Source organism: Methylobacter sp. BBA5.1, assembly GCF_000746145.1.
Classification (GTDB): Bacteria; Pseudomonadota; Gammaproteobacteria; order Methylococcales; family Methylomonadaceae; genus Methylobacter; species Methylobacter marinus.
This window is the reverse complement of record NZ_JQKS01000040.1, coordinates 1-16,963: the sequence shown is the minus strand read 5'-3', so window position 1 is coordinate 16,963 and position 16,963 is coordinate 1. Positions and strand designations below refer to the sequence as shown.

Annotated in this window: 12 protein-coding genes; 5 read left to right on the top strand and 7 right to left on the bottom strand. The window is 41.4% G+C overall.

What is annotated here, in order from left to right:
* Positions 1–17: 17 nt before the first annotated feature.
* Positions 18–2,408, bottom strand: a complete 2,391-nt coding sequence (gene hsdR, locus EK22_RS19185; protein WP_036253654.1) for an EcoAI/FtnUII family type I restriction enzme subunit R — start codon at positions 2,406–2,408, stop codon at positions 18–20.
* A gap of 320 nt (positions 2,409–2,728) precedes the next feature.
* On the opposite strand from hsdR, the gene EK22_RS19180 reads away from it, so the two are divergent.
* Both EK22_RS19180 and EK22_RS19175 read left to right on the top strand, forming a co-directional pair.
* Positions 2,729–5,008 carry an ATP-dependent endonuclease gene (locus tag EK22_RS19180; protein WP_036253652.1) on the top strand — a complete coding sequence of 760 codons (2,280 nt, stop codon included), beginning with the start codon at positions 2,729–2,731 and terminating at the stop codon, positions 5,006–5,008.
* A 3-nt stretch (positions 5,009–5,011) separates the two neighbouring features.
* A complete protein-coding gene (locus tag EK22_RS19175; protein WP_036253650.1) occupies positions 5,012–6,868 on the top strand; it encodes a UvrD-helicase domain-containing protein in 1,857 nt (618 codons plus the stop codon).
* A gap of 381 nt (positions 6,869–7,249) precedes the next feature.
* Here EK22_RS19175 and EK22_RS19170 read toward each other — a convergent pair whose 3' ends face one another.
* The 4 genes from EK22_RS19170 to EK22_RS19155 form a co-directional block, all read right to left on the bottom strand.
* Positions 7,250–8,488 carry a hypothetical protein gene (locus EK22_RS19170; protein WP_036253648.1) on the bottom strand — a complete coding sequence of 413 codons (1,239 nt, stop codon included), beginning with the start codon at positions 8,486–8,488 and terminating at the stop codon, positions 7,250–7,252.
* On the bottom strand, positions 8,481–9,530 hold the full coding sequence (locus tag EK22_RS19165; protein WP_036253645.1) for a nucleoid-associated protein: 1,050 nt from the start codon (positions 9,528–9,530) through the stop codon (positions 8,481–8,483). The genes EK22_RS19170 and EK22_RS19165 overlap by 8 nt, the downstream gene beginning before the upstream one ends.
* A 333-nt stretch (positions 9,531–9,863) precedes the next feature.
* Positions 9,864–10,733 (bottom strand): hypothetical protein, encoded by an 870-nt coding sequence (locus EK22_RS19160; RefSeq protein WP_036253642.1) that lies wholly within the window; start codon positions 10,731–10,733, stop codon positions 9,864–9,866.
* A gap of 74 nt (positions 10,734–10,807) precedes the next feature.
* Positions 10,808–13,729 carry a UvrD-helicase domain-containing protein gene (locus EK22_RS19155; protein ID WP_081917977.1) on the bottom strand — a complete coding sequence of 974 codons (2,922 nt, stop codon included), beginning with the start codon at positions 13,727–13,729 and terminating at the stop codon, positions 10,808–10,810.
* Positions 13,730–14,433: 704 nt separating this feature from the next.
* On the opposite strand from EK22_RS19155, the gene EK22_RS24390 reads away from it, so the two are divergent.
* The 3 genes from EK22_RS24390 (at position 14,434) to EK22_RS19145 (ending at position 15,695) form a co-directional block, all read left to right on the top strand.
* Entirely contained in the window at positions 14,434–14,775 is a 342-nt protein-coding gene (locus tag EK22_RS24390) for a hypothetical protein (protein WP_152565153.1), read from the top strand.
* Entirely contained in the window at positions 14,772–15,395 is a 624-nt protein-coding gene (locus EK22_RS19150; RefSeq protein WP_036253639.1) for a hypothetical protein, read from the top strand. The genes EK22_RS24390 and EK22_RS19150 overlap by 4 nt, the downstream gene beginning before the upstream one ends.
* 75 nt (positions 15,396–15,470) lie before the next feature.
* Positions 15,471–15,695 (top strand): hypothetical protein, encoded by a 225-nt coding sequence (locus EK22_RS19145; RefSeq protein WP_036253636.1) that lies wholly within the window; start codon positions 15,471–15,473, stop codon positions 15,693–15,695.
* A 114-nt stretch (positions 15,696–15,809) separates the two neighbouring features.
* Here EK22_RS19145 and EK22_RS19140 read toward each other — a convergent pair whose 3' ends face one another.
* On the bottom strand, positions 15,810–16,640 hold the full coding sequence (locus EK22_RS19140) for a metallophosphoesterase (protein ID WP_036253634.1): 831 nt from the start codon (positions 16,638–16,640) through the stop codon (positions 15,810–15,812).
* A 72-nt stretch (positions 16,641–16,712) separates the two neighbouring features.
* Positions 16,713–16,963: ATP-binding protein (locus EK22_RS19135; protein ID WP_036253631.1), on the bottom strand; the 251-nt coding region annotated here is incomplete at its 5' end.

Sequence of the window (16,963 nt, the reverse complement as noted above, 5' to 3'; positions counted from 1 at the left end):
CTTTTCCTTTAAATTGATTAGGCTGTGATAGGGGTTTGATAGAGCTGATCTTCCAGGTCTTTCAGGGCTTTCTGGTAATGGGCTTTGCCGCCGAAGGCATTGAGCAATTCCATGGGCGCACCCATCTTCGAGAAGGGATCAAGCGTGAGAATTTTAACATCTTCGATGGGCTCAATGCCGGTGTCAGCATATTTATCGAGCAAAGCCTCAAGAACCTGTTTGGCAGCCCCTTGGTATTGATTAAAGTAATTGCGGCTCTTGAGCTGCTCAGCACGCTGCTTGCGTGATAGCGGCGGTTGGTCGTAGACGATGTGGCAAATCAAATCGAAGGGGTCGAGCTCATAGCCGAGCTTGTTGCTCACCGTAGTATGCAAATCATCCCAAAAGATGCCTTGCTCAGCAAGCTGCTCAATAATGGCTTTCTTTTGCTCGGCGTCTGACCACTGGCGCAAGAAGTCCTTGAGCGTGGCAAATTGTTTTTTGATGCACTGCTTAGTATAGTCAGTCAGTGATTCCGTAATCAGTTTGCCATCGGCGCCCAAGTACTGGACCCGCTCGGCAATCACTTTAACTTCAATGTTGTTGACGACATATTTGATGGCTGGGTCTTCAGTCGTTTCGCCGTTGCCGCTATCCGTTCCGGTGCCGCCGTCTCCTGATTCTGAACCATTACCCGTTGTAGAGATAGGATCGCTATCATCCTCGTCATCAGCCTCACTGGTATCGCCCGGCTTGGGCGCATAGACTTTGACCGGCTCACCGTCAAATGCCGGGTCAGCGAACAGCTCGGTAGCCTTTTTAAAGTCCATGATAGTGAACCAGAACTTATCGTAATCCTCGTCAATACGGGTGCCACGCCCGATGATTTGCTTAAATTCGGTCATCGACAGGATACGCTGATCCAGCACAACAAGCTTGCAGGTTTTGGCGTCGACCCCCGTGCTCATTAATTTGCTGGTCGTCGCAATGACCGGGTAGCGTGATTCTGGATTGATAAAGTTATCCAGCTCGGCTTTGCCTTCCTGTTCATCACCGGTAATGCGCATGACATATTTGCGATTCTCGCGCACGCGCTCAGGGTTTAGGTTTACCAAGGCTTGGCGCATGCGTTCTGCATGATCAATGTCATTGCAGAACACGATGGTCTTCTGAAATTCGCCGGTCTTTTGCAGATATTCCGTAATCTTCCAAGCCACCAAATAGGTCCGCTCATCAAAGACAATTTTGCGGTCAATGTCTTTCTGGTTGTAGATGCGATCTTCGATCAGATTGCCGTACTTGTCCTTTTGGTTTTTGTGGGGCCGCCATCCCTGCAAGTCCAGGTCAAAGTCAATACGGATGACCTTGTACGGAGCCAGGAAGCCATCTTCAATGCCTTGCTTGAGGGAGTAGGTATAGATCGGCTCGCCGAAATAATCGATGTTAGAAACTTCCTTGGTTTCTTTTGGCGTGGCAGTCAGGCCAACGTGTGTCGCCGAATTAAAATAGTCCAGGATTTCCCGCCATGAGGAATCGGCTTTTGCACTGCCACGATGACACTCGTCAATGACAACCAAATCAAAAAAATTGGGCGAGAACTGTTTGTAGATGTTTTTTTCGTCATCCGAGCCGGTGACCGCTTGGTAGAGCGACAAGTAAATTTCAAATGACTTGTTGACCTGGCGTTTGCTGATTTTGGTCATCGCCTGGCCGAACGGCTTGAAATCGTTGTTCTTCGTTTGGTCGACCAGAATGTTACGGTCTGCCAGAAACAAGATGCGCTTCTTCTGTTTGGATTTCCATAAGCGCCAGATGATTTGAAACGCGGTATAGGTCTTGCCCGTGCCCGTAGCCATCACTAATAAAATACGGTTTTGGCCTTTGGCTACGGCTTCGATTGTCCGGTTGATGGCGATGGTCTGATAATAACGCGGACTACGCCCTGTACCATCATCATAGTAAGGTGTGGTAACAAGTGGCTCAACACTCTGGCCGATGTTTTTCCACTGACAGTAGCGATGCCATAAGAAGTCGGGACTCGGGAATTTATCAAGGGATAATTCGGTTTCGGTCAGCTCGGAAAGGCCGGTTCGATCGTGGAATAGGAAACCATCACCATTGCTGGAAAATGCAAAGGGCACATCCAAAGCTTCTGCATAGAGCAAAGCCTGCTGCATGCCATCGCCCAGCTTATGTTTATTATCCTTCGCTTCAATGACAGCCAACGGCTGGTTTTTTTGCCGGTATAAAACATAGTCAGCACGGCGCTGTTCACCGCGTGTGTGCATGCGGCCACGAACAATAATGCGGCCCGCAGTAAAGCTCACTTCTTCACGAATCTGCGTTTGCAAATCCCAACCGGATTTCTGAACGGCTGGAGTGATGAACTTAGAGCAGATGTCTCGTTCGCTGAGCTGTTTTTTGTCCATAAAAGTCCGGCTGGTGTGTGAGAAATAGGCGGGTATTATAGCAAGGGCTTGGGCATCAGATTAACTATCTGGACCGAAAGTACCGTATTGTGTGCTCAGCATTGATTTAACTTGTAAGCTAATTGGAAGAGGTAATCACAAAGTTGATATTCGGCTTAGCTTTAAGAGGCGTTGAGAGGGTAAGTGTAAAGTGAATATATAAGTGTGATGCTTTAATAAGCATTATAAGTTAAATTAGCATAGCTCAAACTCAACAATTGATAGTCAATAACTGCTATGTTTAAAGCGGAATAATAAAAAAACAGGGAATAATAAAGAATATGAAAATAGCGTTTTTTGAAATACAAAATTTCCGAAAGCTAAAATCTTGTCGAATCGAGTTAGGAAATAAAGAAACCGTTTTTGTTGGAGCAAATAACAGTGGTAAAACTTCAGCTATGGACGCACTTATCCTTTTCTTAGAGAAGGATAGGAGAAAAGAGATTGCAACTACTGATTTTACCCTTTCAAACTGGCAAACCATTAACAGTATAGGAAAAACATGGGTAGACTGTGCTGAAGATGATCAGCTTGATCTAAGTATTGATCAATGGCGGCAAATTCTGCCGTCTGTCGATATATGGCTTGATGTGAAGGATTCTGAAATCCACTATGTAAGCCATCTTATTCCAACACTCTCTTGGTGCGGTGGTCTTATTGGGGTTCGTTTATGTTTTGAGCCAAGATTAAACCGAGATCAAAAACTAGAGGATCTATACAAAGAATTTTCTCAGGCATTTAAAGCAGCAAAATCTACAGTGACTGCTGCTAAGAGTGGAAGTAAGGAATCTAGTAAGGCTCCAAAATTGTGGCCACAGTCCTTGAGAGATTTTCTTGACGAAAAGCTCACTTCCACCTTTACAATGAACGCCTATCTTCTTGATCCAGCAAAATTGGTACAACCACAGAATGGTACAGCTCAACCTCAAGAACTTTCCAAAAACTCAATAGCTATTGGATCAGAGCCTTTTGATGGTTTATTCAAAATCGACATTATAAATGCCCAAAGGGGTTTCTCTGATCCAAAATCATCAGATAAGCCAAGTTCAAGCAGTCTTTCGGCTCAACTGCGTAGTTATTACGATAAGCACCTTAATCCATCGGAACTTCCAGGTCCTGAAGATATTGATGCTTTATCAGCAATAGATGGTGCTAGGGAAATATTTGACAGCAAGTTGAAATTAAGCTTTAGCTCAGCAATATTGGAGCTTGAGGAACTTGGCTATCCTGGATTTAGTAACCCAACAATCACTATTGTCAGCAAGGTAAATCCACTGGATGGCCTTAGCCACGATTCAGCAGTGCAATTCAATTTAATGAAATCAGAAGATGGAGAAAGTCCACTTGCTCTTCCCGAAAAGTATAATGGACTGGGATACCAGAATCTGATTTCTATGGTGTTTAAACTTATTCGCTTCAGAGACGAATGGATGCGAAAGGGCAAAGTGGGTAAGAGATTTGAAAATGAAGAATCAATTATTGAGCCTCTTCATCTTGTTCTGATTGAAGAACCCGAAGCCCATCTTCACGCTCAGGTTCAGCAAGTATTTATTAAGAAAGCCTACACCGTATTGAGAAACCACGAGCATCTCAAAGATAAAGAAAAGTTTACTACACAATTAATTGTCAGTACCCACTCTAGTCACATTGCGCATGAAATTGATTTTTCTTGTCTTCGATATTTTGGAAGAAAGCCAGCAATAACATCAAAGGATGTTCCTTGTGCTGCATTGATAAATCTTTCTGAGACTTTCGGTAATGAAGACGAAACAGCCAAGTTTGCATCTCGTTACTTGAAGACTACCCACTGTGATCTATTTTTTGCGGATGCAGTAATTCTAGTTGAAGGCCCGGCAGAAAGAATGCTTGTTCCGCATTTTATAAGAAGCAATTATCCAGTATTAGATTCACTTTATGTGACGGTGCTTGAAATTGGTGGTAGTCATGCTCATAGGCTCAAGCCATTAATTGAAAAACTTGGATTGATCACATTAGTTATTACAGATCTTGATTCGATTGAAAATCGAGTCTCTGAGCGACCTGGAAAGGTTCGACCGCAGCGTGGCAAAAAATATAAGACAGGTAATGATACTCTTAAAGATTGGCACCCTAATATTGAAAATCTTGATGAGATTTTAAATTGTTCTAGTAAAGTCACTGAGGATGGACTTATTCGCGTTGCTTATCAATACCCAATAATAGTCAATTATAATGAAAGAGAACCTGATACTGAGTGTATTCCCTATACCTTTGAAGATGCTTTGGCTCTCTCAAATATTGATTTATTGAGGGGAATGCCTAAAGCAACAGGTCTTTTGAAAAAGATATGTAACGCTCTCTTAAAAGACACTAGTCAAGGAGCTTGTAAAGAGATGTTTGAAGCTCTTAGTGGATCAGCTAAGAAAGCTGAAATGGCGTTGGATCTGCTTTATCTTCAAGAACCAGACTCTATAAAACCACCAAGATACATCGCAGAAGGGCTAGAGTGGCTTCAGAATAATTTGAGAGAAAAAATTCCTAGTTTATTAGCTACGGAAGAAGTTAGCGACGGAGTGGAGTAATAGATGACTGATGAACTTTCTATGGTAGATAAGGAAATTTATTCATGTTTAAACCTTGATGCCCCAAATAGTTTTTTTCTATTTGCAGGTGCTGGTTCTGGAAAGACACGATCTCTTGTTACTGTTCTTCAAAAGTTTCGAGATGAAAACATTCAAAGGCTTCGTATGAATGGCCAGAAAGTGGCTATTATTACTTATACAAATGCCGCATGTGATGAGATAAAGAGACGATTAGAGTTTGATTCAGCCTTTGTTGTTTCTACAATTCATAGTTTTTCTTGGGAGCTTATTAGAACTTTCCAAGATGACATAAAGGAGTGGATCAGAACTGATACTCAAACAGAATTAGGAGATTTATTCGAACAGAAAAAAAATGGTCGAGAAGGAACAAAAGCGGCTTTTGATCGTGAAATAAAGATAGCAGCAAAACAAAAAAAACTTTCAAGCTTAGATAAAATAAAGTTATTTACCTATAATCCGAATGGTTCGAATAGTGGTAGCGGCTCATTAAGCCATACAGAGGTTATAGAAATTGCATCTAATTTTTTAGATTGCCAGCCTCTCATGCAAAAAATTCTTATCAGAAAGTATCCGATTCTTCTTATAGATGAGAGTCAAGACACTAAAAAGGAACTCATTGAGGCATTCTTCAAAATTCAATCAATTCATTTTGATAAATTTTCTCTTGGTTTGTTTGGTGATACCATGCAACGTATCTATACAGACGGTAAGCTAGATTTAGGTTATAGCTTGCCTAAAGGCTGGGCAAAACCAGTAAAAAATGTTAACCACAGGTGTCCTAAACGAGTAATTACATTAATCAATAAAATTAGAGAAGATCAGCACCAAATGCCTGCGGATACGAATGAGGATGGTGTAGTTAGGCTTTTTGTTGTGAACTCTAATTTAGAAATTAACAAAACGGAAATTGAAAAAAAGATTGCCAGTCAAATGGCTGAAATTTCAATAGATGTCCAATGGGAATCTTTTAATGATGTAAAAGTGTTAATTCTTGAACATCTTATGGCAGCAAGAAGAGGTGGCTTTTTAGATTTCTTTCAACCTCTTTATAGTATGAATAAGGAATCAACTGGGCTGTTGGATGGAACAATGTCCGGTGTTTCTTTTTTTATTCAGCAGATTATTCCTCTAGTTAATGCCAAGAGATCCAACGATGAATTTGATCTGGCTAAGCTTCTTAAAAAATATTCTCCCTTACTTAGTAGAGATAAACTTCAAGAATGTGAAAAGCCGATTGAGCAAATAAAGAAAACTGGAGATACAATAGATGATCTGTTTTCCTTATGGGGAAAAGACTCAGACCCCGCCCTCATTGAAATTCTGAAAAAAATTTATCAATTAGGATTATTGATAATTCCAGATGTACTTCTGCCTATTGTTCAACGAACCCAAGAAGAATCATTCACTGAAGAAACAAGTGAAACTGAAGATAGGGATGCTGTAATTGATGCATGGGACTTAACGCTTCAGTGCCCATTTTCCCAAGTGATAGCCTATGCAGATTATATTTCAAATAACTCGCGTTTCGGAACTCATCAAGGAGTTAAGGGGCTAGAGTTTCCTCGCGTGATGGTGATTCTTGATGATGAAGAAGCTAGGGGCTTTCTTTTTAGTTATGAAAAGTTGCTTGGTGCAACTCCCCCTACTCAAAAAGATATAAATAATGCTACTGAAGGTAAGGACACGAGCATAGATAGAACTCGTCGTCTATTTTACGTAACTTGTAGTCGTGCAGAAAAGAGCCTAGCAATTGTGGCGTATACTAAAAATCCTGCGAAAATAAAAGAATATGCAGTTATTCAAGGATGGTTTGCAGAAGAAGAGATAATTGATATGTGAATTAGCGCCCAATATTTTCCCTTTCAGCTTCCAATTTTTACCAAGTTATCAATAAATGTTTAATTAAGATAATGTGATAAAAATTATTGCCTGCCAGTTCTAAGGGCGCCTATCTATTGGCAAACGTTCGGCACCGATTAACAAGCGTGAAATCAAAATCTAACTTACGGATCTGCATTTTTAAATCCCAAGTTGAACTCTGAACGACTGGAGTGATGAACTTAGAGTAGATATCTCGTTCGCTGAGCTGTTTTTTGTCCATAAAAGGTGTGGCTTGTGTGTAAGAAATATGTGCACGAAGCGGGGGTTATCATCAAAATCAGTGGTAACTTTAATCCCTTGATACTAAGCCGCTTTAGTTTAGATTGGTATGCGCAGTTATTATCTAATTAAGTCATGAAAAAACATCAAAACTTCAGGATGTCTGTAAAATAATAATAAAACTGCAATAAGGAAAGGAGTCAAACTAAGCCATCTAAGTCTTTCTAAATCCCTGCCAATGGATTTTGATCTCTCAATTAAGTTATTTCTTTTATCATTAACAAACTGCGCTGCATTTTCTTCTCTGTTTTCAAACCTTTCGAAAACTTCATTTAATATCAATTTAATGTCTTTTAACCGATCTAGATGTTGCTTAATTAGACGCCACATAAAGACAGATATCAAAAAAACAGAGAAATTTATTACTAAGCTATTAATTAATTCATTTTCCTTAATCAAAGCGGCTATAGTTGCGATTGATATAGGGATCGCAAAACCTTTGTTTAAGACATCATTTAAAGTGCCTTCTATTTTTCCCGCGAATTCCTCATGTTTTTCTATGACCTCTTTTTTGAAATCTTTTAATGAAAATCCATTAATATAAGTTTCATAATTATCCAGATAAAGTTGCTTAAAGACTCCAAACTCAGATAGGATGTCGCCAAGACGTTGACTTACAGCGGGTCGTTTGGAAAGAAGTTCTTCCAATGCATTACGAACGACCGCAAGCCTCTCATAGCAGTGTAAATCTTCGCTCGCTAGCATTTCCTCAAAAGATTCTAGACCATTAAGATCCTGTAGCTGATCAACAGTAAAACGTGATTCTATTAAATGCTTTTTAAAACCCTTACTCTCTTTATCTTCAGTTAAGAGAACGAAGAGGTAAGAATCTTTTTTTTCTTCAGTATGAGGTAACGCTTGTTTTAAAAAAACGATCCATCGACATACTTGTTTCAATTGTCGAAGTTTTTCAGGTTCATTAATTTCACTAGTTAAATAATCATTTTCGATTAAATAAAACGCATCAGGTAACAGTCCTTTTTTTACACCAGTATGGTTTGATATTAAATCCGACACATTTGAAAAAAACCGTTTAAACCCACCTATAAATGGTAAATTCAATGTAAATCTTAATTTTGAATTATTTTGAATTTCTGGTAGAGGCAAGCTTTGGGCATTTTCATTACAACTAAATAGCTCTAAAATGTCATCTTTTTGCTGATAAACATTATTGATAAGCGATCTTACCTCTTCGTTATACAATATCTCGCAATTTACAGAAGAGTTGCCGTTAAAATCAGGCTTACCACATAGCCTGTATAGTTTAACAACATCGCTTAATAATGATTGGTTATCCATTTATATCAGCTATTATATTACTTAGCTCATTTATCAGTTTTTGGGGTAGGTTGTTTATAGTTAAAGATTTTTCGTCAACATCAAAAACAATTTCAGCTTGTGATGATGGGGTTCCCAAAATATTTTTATCAAAAGACAAGTCCCAAGCAGCAGCTTTATAAGAAACACGCTTATATTTCTTTAACGCAGCTATATTTGGAACAAACTCTTGGCTAATTCTAAATTCTTCAGAGTTTGCTCTCTCAATAAAGCTACTGTGAAATTCAATAGGCAAGTAGGCGTTAAGCTTTGCTGCAATTTCCTCTAACATAACGCTTTTTGGATGTCTTTCCTTAAGAAAATCATGGATCTCAGCTCTAATAGATTTCTTGTCTACTATATCAGCCTCAGAACAGATTGACTCAATTAAGTGAAAGACATTATCAGTTGCTAGATTTGAAGGGATCAAATCAGTGCATCCCAATGCTTTAGTAAAATATCCTGTAATATCCTTTTTTTGATCTCCTTTAAGAAAACTTAAATAAGCTTCTTCTGCCTTTTCAAGGCGATTTAAATCGATACGAGCGGCTTGGTGAAGCTTATCCAAATCTATTTGATGCACATCAGTCAAGTCCATATTTGAATTAAAGGTCAGCCCACCTTTATCCTTAATCATAACAACTGAGTAATATGGTCCATTACAAGTGACATAATGAGCGAATACGAGATATCCACCAGTTGCAAAATTTTCCTTTTCGATCTCGATCTTGAGTCTATTTACTGTTTTGCATGATAATTCTATAAATACTTCTTTTGAATAATCGTCTTTATGTATTTCTTTGACCCATGATTGAAATGGATGATTATCAACATCTGTATCAAATGAACCGAATGTTTTCCCTGTTTTATAAATTTTTAAAATAGATTCTATTAGTGTTATGACTTTTTGGTTTTCTGGATCAAAAATATCATCCCGATACTGAACTATTGCTTCAACTTGCGGTTTACCACTTTCTTGCTTTTCTTTAATAATCTTATGGGCAATTGCATTGATGATTTCCATTTAGTAAAGCCTTCGTATATTTTGTAGCAAATTAAAAATTTGATCGCATAGTAGCCATATTCTTTATATTAATCTAGGAACTCTACCAAAAAGAAGACTTTACCCACACTTAGCAATGTAGCAGCTTGTACGTGAGTAGCGCCAGAATTAGCTAACCAAAAGTAAACATCCCCATTGGGGTACTATTGCGATCGGCATAGAGGGAGAAAGCCAGTTGTCTCTTGTCTAACGATATAAATATTAGCTTTAGATTTGGCTCAAAACAGATTTTAAATAGAAATTTACTGGCTTCGAGAAGTGTCAAACTTTTATCGTGCCATAAAGCAATGCCCTTTAATACGCCTGCACACCAAATTTCAACAATAATCTGGGAAGAATATCATCAAGATTGAGCACTTCTTGGTCAGTCAATTCAATCAAGTTGAAGTTGTATTTCTGATAAATCGCGAGCTTTTCTTTTTTTCTGGCCAGGTATTTTTCATCGTTCTCGAAACCCCAAAACTCTATGTAGACTTTGCCGGTGGGGATATAAAAATCGCAGTACATTTCTTCTTCAATAGGCAGCTTTCGCTCATAGGCATGAACGATTTCGGCCATGTAAAGCCAGTTATCGATCAGCATTTCCGCTTTCGAGCGGACAAAATGACCATCGGTCGCACGATGGGTGGCTTCAAATTTATGCCGGAAGCTATCCATTTTGTCATTATCGGTTTTAGGCTTGTCGACACCTTTCATGTTGTCGACGCTATCTTTGAGCGCCTGGATTTTGAGGATTTTTTCCGGCCAGCGAGCATAAGGAATCCCTGAGCGACTATCCTCACCCTGTTCGGCTCCCATTTTTTTGCCTTGATCAGTGACTAGCCAGCCTTTCAGCCCTTTTTTGATCCAGCCCAGCTCGGAAAGGATGTAGTTGATCTTAGTAGCGGAAACATCAAAATGCTGGCCTAAGGCCGTTGCCGTCAATAATTTAGGGGCATCTGTTTTAGCAGGTTGAATATCGAAATCCTGAGGCCAAGCGACATACTGACCGTATTTCCCCGCCTGATAAATACCGCCCGCCTTAACGCCGGCATCGGTCAACATCCATTTGTCGTCTTTTCTCTCTATCAACCCTTGATTGCTGAACTGAGTAAACAGCTGATCCTGGGAAATGCCGCGCAATTTCGCTAATTGGGTGGTCGAAAGTCTTTTTTCTTCTGTCATAACGCTCAGCCTGAGGAATAATTGGACAAGTTTAGCTGTTAAGCTTTAAAAATTAAATATGAGGTGTGCCTGAATCACTTGCGTCTTGCTGCCTGCAAATCAATGAACTTCTCTTTATGAGCACATGAAAACTCCGCTGCCTTGCGGTAATTCGAGCAGCCCCAGAATTGGCCATAAGGTCCCTTGCGCAAACTTAAGGCACCGCCACATTGCGGACAAATAGGTTCTACAAAATCACAGCGCGGATTTTCGCAGACCCTGAATTGACCTTTATGTTGTAAGCCGCTCCCGCACCATTGGCAGGCGTGTTGCGTATGATCGCAAAGCGGATACTGGCTACAACCAAAAAAGCTACCGTATCGGCTGTCTCTGGGCACCATGTAGCCGATCTGACAGCGGCTGCACGGGATGCTCGCTAGCTGGTCCTGAAAGCCTTCGCCTGTGAATTCATCAGTCAGGATAGGATAGCGCTTGTTTATCAGCTCTCTGACAAACTGCGATGGATTGTTGCCGTTGGTAATTAAATATACATGATGCCTGGCTCGTGTTAGTGCGACATAAAACAGGCGCCGCTCTTCGGCATATTCATACGCTTCGGCTCTCGGCAGTAGTAACTCCAGCAATGGATGAGTCGCTTTTTCAGACGGAAAGCCATGTTTACCTTTTTCCAGACCGAGTACCACCACATAATCGGCTTCCTTTCCCTTCGAGGCATGCACGCTCATGAACTGGATGTTAAGCTGTGGATACTGGCGTTTTAAAGCCGCCATATCGGGTTTCTTAAAATGAAACCGAGCCAGCAGCAAGACGCTGACTGCCTGGGTCGACTTAGCACTGATCGCCGATAAGGCGGCATGAATACCGATGGAGTCCTGGCCGGTTTTAATCAGTGATACTGCGATATCGTCAACATGACGATGGCTACTGATCTGTTTTTTGATTTGGCTAGCATTCTGCGTGACGAAACGCGAGGCGACATCGCCAATTTTGTTGTTAAACCGAAAGGTCTTGTCCAAGATGCTGGTCGCGGTAGAGCCAAAATGCGCTTCAAAATCTTTGGTCAGCGATACGTCGCTACCAGAAAAACGATAAATCGACTGCCAGTCATCACCGACGCAAAACAGGCTGCTTTCGGGTTGCTGGGCCATCAAGGCTTTAAGCAAACGTGCCCGGCTGGCGGAAATATCCTGAAACTCATCCACCAGTAGATAAAGGTAAGGTGAGCGATAGCGGCCCGATTCGACGTATTCAATGGCCCGACCGATCATATCCTCGAAATCGATGCTGGCCGTATCGCGTAGCTGCTGCCGGTAAGCGTCGTAGATCGGTTCGAATAAATAGGCGGCGGCCAACATGCGCTCATGGTCTTCATGCCCTTTGGCCCGTTCGACAAGATCTTTGACATCGAGATAAGCGGATTTAAATAACGTCAGAATATCCGCCATCAATTTGCTGAATTCTGATACTCGGCCCAATTGATTAAGATTGTTGAGCAGTTCGTTTGCAGGGGCAGGGTTGAACTGTACGCCGGCAGCCAACAACTTTTCGCTTAAAACGTCAGTGAGCCGTCCTTGCTGTTTTAGATAGCTGTAGGTTTCGACCAGGGGCGTTTGGTATTTTTGGTGTAAGGCCCGCTTCCAGGCCATGCCTTCAAGATAACGCCGCTGATCAATAAACGGTGGAGTTTGATTTTGTTCATTGATGGCAAAGTGTTCAATATAAATGCCATAATCAGGGAGATAGAAATCGGGTTGGTAGATCTTATAGTCCGGTCCCGATGTGTTGACCTGATAATTGGCTTCATATTGATAGGCTATGCCTTGCCGGTATAGAAAGTTAGCAATCTCACATTCTTCATAACTTTTGACCAATTCGCCCTGTAAGGTGCGCAGATCGTTCTCCAGTATGTAAGCATTATAGGCGCCTAGACTTTTAAAATCGTATTGGCTCTTGTAGGGATGCGTAAAGCGGACAAAGTAGGTTACCAGACGGGATTTATATCGATCATCCTCAAGCAGTAATTGAATCTGCTTATCGACAAATCGAGTCCGTAGCTCGGCATCCTCGGCCATTTTGTCTATTAAAGGCACAACGCCTTCAACTTGAGCAATGATATGTTTACCGAGACTGTGAAAAGTTTTCACGGCCAGATTTTCGATGGCGAGCTTACTTTTGATACGCTCATCCATTTCTTCCGCTGCCTTACGGGCATACGCCAGCATTAAAATCTGATCCGGCCTGGCGAGACCGGCCTTAACCAAGTAGCCGGCCCGACCGATCATCGTGCTGGTCTTGCCGGTACCGGCGCCTGCCAGCACCAGATTGTGCTGCTCATCAATTACGCAGGCTCTGCGTTGATGTTCGGTCAGGGGATTGGTCTCAACCAGGTCAAAGAATGACCGATATTTGCTGATCTGCCGGTCAATAAATGCCTGATTTAAACTGTCGACCTGATGCTGCCCGCGCTCAAGGAGCGGAAGAATCTGCTGGTAGTCCTGTAAGGCTTCTGGTTTCAGATAACGATGCCAGTCTTTGCGTTTGAGTCCCAAGGCTAGGTGTTGATGGGTTGTCAGCCATTGATGGGCTGTGGTGTGTCGGATGTAACGATGATCAGAAAATAATAGCTTGGCTTCCTGACTAGCTTGATATAAAGCCGACTCAAACCACTGATAAAAACGCCTGATATAATCATGAATACGGCTATTGAGCTGAGATTGAAGCTGCTTGGATAACGCTTTGCTAACCCCGCCAAACCGGAGAATTTGCCCGTCTTCCAGATGAAGTGTCAGTACATCCCAAAACCAGCCCGAATTAATAATTACCCCAGAGGCAATGCTGAGGATATCGATTTGATTCTTGCTGTTGTTTGGAGCGACAAATACAAGGTTATCATTGCTCAGCTCGAAAGAATGATACCGGCTGTTTGAAGCAAGGAGCCGTGCCCAAAGATTGATCCGGTATGTTAGTGTGTCAGCAGGTTTACTGGTGCTGGGCATATGTCCTTATCGCTTGGTTTAGCAAAAATATTGAAGTACACGCTCTGCCTGACCAAGCATGCAATCAGCTTGTTTGCCCTGGAAATGTTCTGCATAGAGGCTGATTGTATACTGCAAGAGGCGGGAATATAAAATCGAAGTTCTGGCATGTCAATCAGTGTCGAGTGTTTACCCTAAATAACGTTAAAAATCGGCCAATCATAATCTATATGCTCTTGTTTGAGTTAATAGCTTTTTCAATACCTTTTCACGAGATATAAACAGATAGGTCGATTAAACCTACATGCGAGAAAGATGAAGGGGCGGATGTGGAGATACTTTATCTCTTCGGCGAGATCTTCCATCAAAAAGCAGGGTAGCTGATTCTTTTCAAAAGACTATCGAGGGCATTTCCGCTACTTTCATAGCATCAGGCTAAGCATGTATGAATGAAATATTTGCTGTAGTTCGTGCGAGATAAGAATTACAACAAATATTTCATTCAAGTCTCTATTTGTGCGCCGTTGAGAAACCTTTGGAATTACTTTTAACGTTAGACTTATGTGAAAACATTTAGGGCTATTCACGTAATTTTTCAAACCTAAATGTGGTTTTCTATAGATAAAAATACATTAAAAAACAAACACTTGCAATAAACAAAAAAGTATTTTAGGCTTAGGGGAAACACGATCAATACAAACCAGAATCAACAATAGAGCTTAACAATGACAATTTTTAGTATAGCGCCCGTCAGTGAGCGACCAGAAGAAACACTCGTCGATTGGTCGGTCAGAGAAGTGCTGATCAATTCAGAAACTGAAAAAACACACCACCTTGTTGGCTATATTCCTTTTGATTGCTACGGTCGCGTAACATCAAAAATTCAAGCCTTTGACCGATCCAGAATGTTGGTAAAAACCAAAAGCGGTCGCATTTATTATTTGCATGGCGCTCCGGGCTCTCATCCAGATGCGGAATACGTCTGGCGAAGGTGGACAGCGATTAACGATGCGCAAGATGAAATCGATGTCACTAATCACTATTGGCACTCAAATCAAAATACATGACAGAAGATCTTGAAGAGAAGTTATATCGAGACTATCCAACGCTATATCGCAATCGTCAGCAAACCTTGATGATAGAGGGAGTCGCGTGCGGCGATGGCTGGTGTAGGCTCATTGATACGATGTCATTTTTACTGAGCAAACATGACCAAAAAATACGTGCGGAGCAGGTAAAAGAGAAATTGGGAGCGCTAAACTTTTATGTTCAGTTTGGTGACAAATATTCAACAGGCATAACAATGCTGGCATATACAATTTCGCAAGTGACTTGCGAAATTTGTGGAGCTCCTGGTGTACGGTATGAGCACAAGGGCTGGCTGACTACAAGATGCGCATGTCATAGGCCAAGCCATGAAATCAAAGAAATTGATGTGGATTGTTCATCAGTTGATGATTTGGAGCTCGGCTTCGGCTGGGCGCTTTTAGTAAAAATTCTGCTTGAGTCTGCGAAGTGGCATACAGAACACAATGCTATGCCTGCGGCAACCATCAATGTAAAAAAAGTTGATGGTCAGCTGCTTGTTGAGTTCGTCGGCGGCAACGAAATGACACGTGGCATGATTGATTTCATAAACCACTATGCCCAGCGGATAGATGAACATTCAGGGCAGCCAGCTGAATGAAAAATTTACTGAAGTTCGCATCAAGCAAGAACTTCAGTAAATTTTTCATTCAAAACTGCTTGTGATAACAGAATAATGCCGACAGAAACATACAATTATAATGGAGTTATTGCTCGGGTAAGCGATGATGCGGGTGTTGCTTATGTCTTTGCTAAAGATCTGAATGAACAGTTCATTTTTAGTTATAACAAAATTTCAGGATATGTCGGCGAATCAGCAAAAGAGATGCATTTAAAGCCCGGAAGACAAGACAACTTCTCGATGAAGGACGGCGTCGTGCAATCAGTTGAGCTGCTCTGATGCTTGTATGTGCTTATTCTAAAGCCTGAACACGTTTGGGCATAGAGTGACGAGTATTATTGTCTAGTTAACACACCGATTATTGTTGATCTGTAATGCCGCGATTATTTTGTTTTACAGGCATATCAATTTTTTTTCATCAAAACAAGATGAGAGCCCGCTGGGCGTCGGATAACCCCGTGCATTGCACACTATTCTTACGCCAGAAATTTCATAATTGGCTGACTTATGAATATGTCCATGACACCATAAGGTTATTTTGCCAGCATTCTTTTTTATAAATTGTGTCAAGTCTGAACCGTAAGCTGTATTGTCAGTCGATCGCAAAGTCGGTGCATGGTGTGTCACGACAACAGTTTTTCTATCATAAGGTTGATCGAGTTGCTGTTGTAGCCATTGCAATGACTGCTTGTGCAGTAGATACGCAACCGTGGGCGAAAAATATTCGGGATCGAATCCGCATAGCGAATCAAGCTGCATCAACTGTAGCGCTTCTTCTTTGTTTTGATTATTTGACCACCAGGGTCTGCAATAGATGTACTTGTAATCATTCATGGTCGACCAGGCTCGATTAATTTCTTCAGCCGAATAGTTATCAAAATCGGTCCATAAAGTGCAGCCTAAGAATCTGATGCCATTGATTATGACCGACTCACTCTCTAAATAATGAATGTTAAGTTCTCTAGCTTTACGGCGTAATTCGTCAATAGTCGCTAGATCACTGTCATAGTGCTCATGATTGCCGGCCACATAGACAATTTCTTGTTGTTTGAAGCGATGCCTTGCCCACTCAAGGCCATTGACCCACTCGCCTATATCGCCTGCCAGCACAATGACATCCGCGTCACTGGGATAATCAAAGCGTAAAGATTCATAGTCAAAAGTCGGATCAAATCTGCGACTTGCTACCTCGGTATGTATATCTGAAGCGACAAATATTTTCATGATTTACATCACTGTCAATGGCCAATAATTTTGAGCCAGTTTCGGCCATTAAAATTGAGCCACTTTTTCCGGTTAATATGAGTTGTTTAGCTTCGCTTTCAGCCGATAACTTTCCCCTCCGAGCATAAAGATATGTGAATGATGGATGATGCGGTCGACGATAGGCACGGCCACATTGTCGTCAAAGAAGAACTCGCCCCAGTCCGTGAACGCCTTGTTGGTGGTCAGGATGATCGACCGGTATTCATACAGCGCGTTGATGAGCTGAAACAGGTTGTGCATGCCCTGCTTGTTCATCGGCAGATAGCCCAGCTCGTCGATGA

Coding starts and splice junctions, on each gene's coding strand:
- hsdR (WP_036253654.1), bottom strand. CDS start 2,408: ATGGACAAAAAACAGCTCAGCGAACGAGACATCTGCTCTAAGTTCATC.
- EK22_RS19180 (WP_036253652.1), top strand. CDS start 2,729: ATGAAAATAGCGTTTTTTGAAATACAAAATTTCCGAAAGCTAAAATCT.
- EK22_RS19175 (WP_036253650.1), top strand. CDS start 5,012: ATGACTGATGAACTTTCTATGGTAGATAAGGAAATTTATTCATGTTTA.
- EK22_RS19170 (WP_036253648.1), bottom strand. CDS start 8,488: ATGGATAACCAATCATTATTAAGCGATGTTGTTAAACTATACAGGCTA.
- EK22_RS19165 (WP_036253645.1), bottom strand. CDS start 9,530: ATGGAAATCATCAATGCAATTGCCCATAAGATTATTAAAGAAAAGCAA.
- EK22_RS19160 (WP_036253642.1), bottom strand. CDS start 10,733: ATGACAGAAGAAAAAAGACTTTCGACCACCCAATTAGCGAAATTGCGC.
- EK22_RS19155 (WP_081917977.1), bottom strand. CDS start 13,729: ATGCCCAGCACCAGTAAACCTGCTGACACACTAACATACCGGATCAAT.
- EK22_RS24390 (WP_152565153.1), top strand. CDS start 14,434: ATGACAATTTTTAGTATAGCGCCCGTCAGTGAGCGACCAGAAGAAACA.
- EK22_RS19150 (WP_036253639.1), top strand. CDS start 14,772: ATGACAGAAGATCTTGAAGAGAAGTTATATCGAGACTATCCAACGCTA.
- EK22_RS19145 (WP_036253636.1), top strand. CDS start 15,471: ATGCCGACAGAAACATACAATTATAATGGAGTTATTGCTCGGGTAAGC.
- EK22_RS19140 (WP_036253634.1), bottom strand. CDS start 16,640: ATGAAAATATTTGTCGCTTCAGATATACATACCGAGGTAGCAAGTCGC.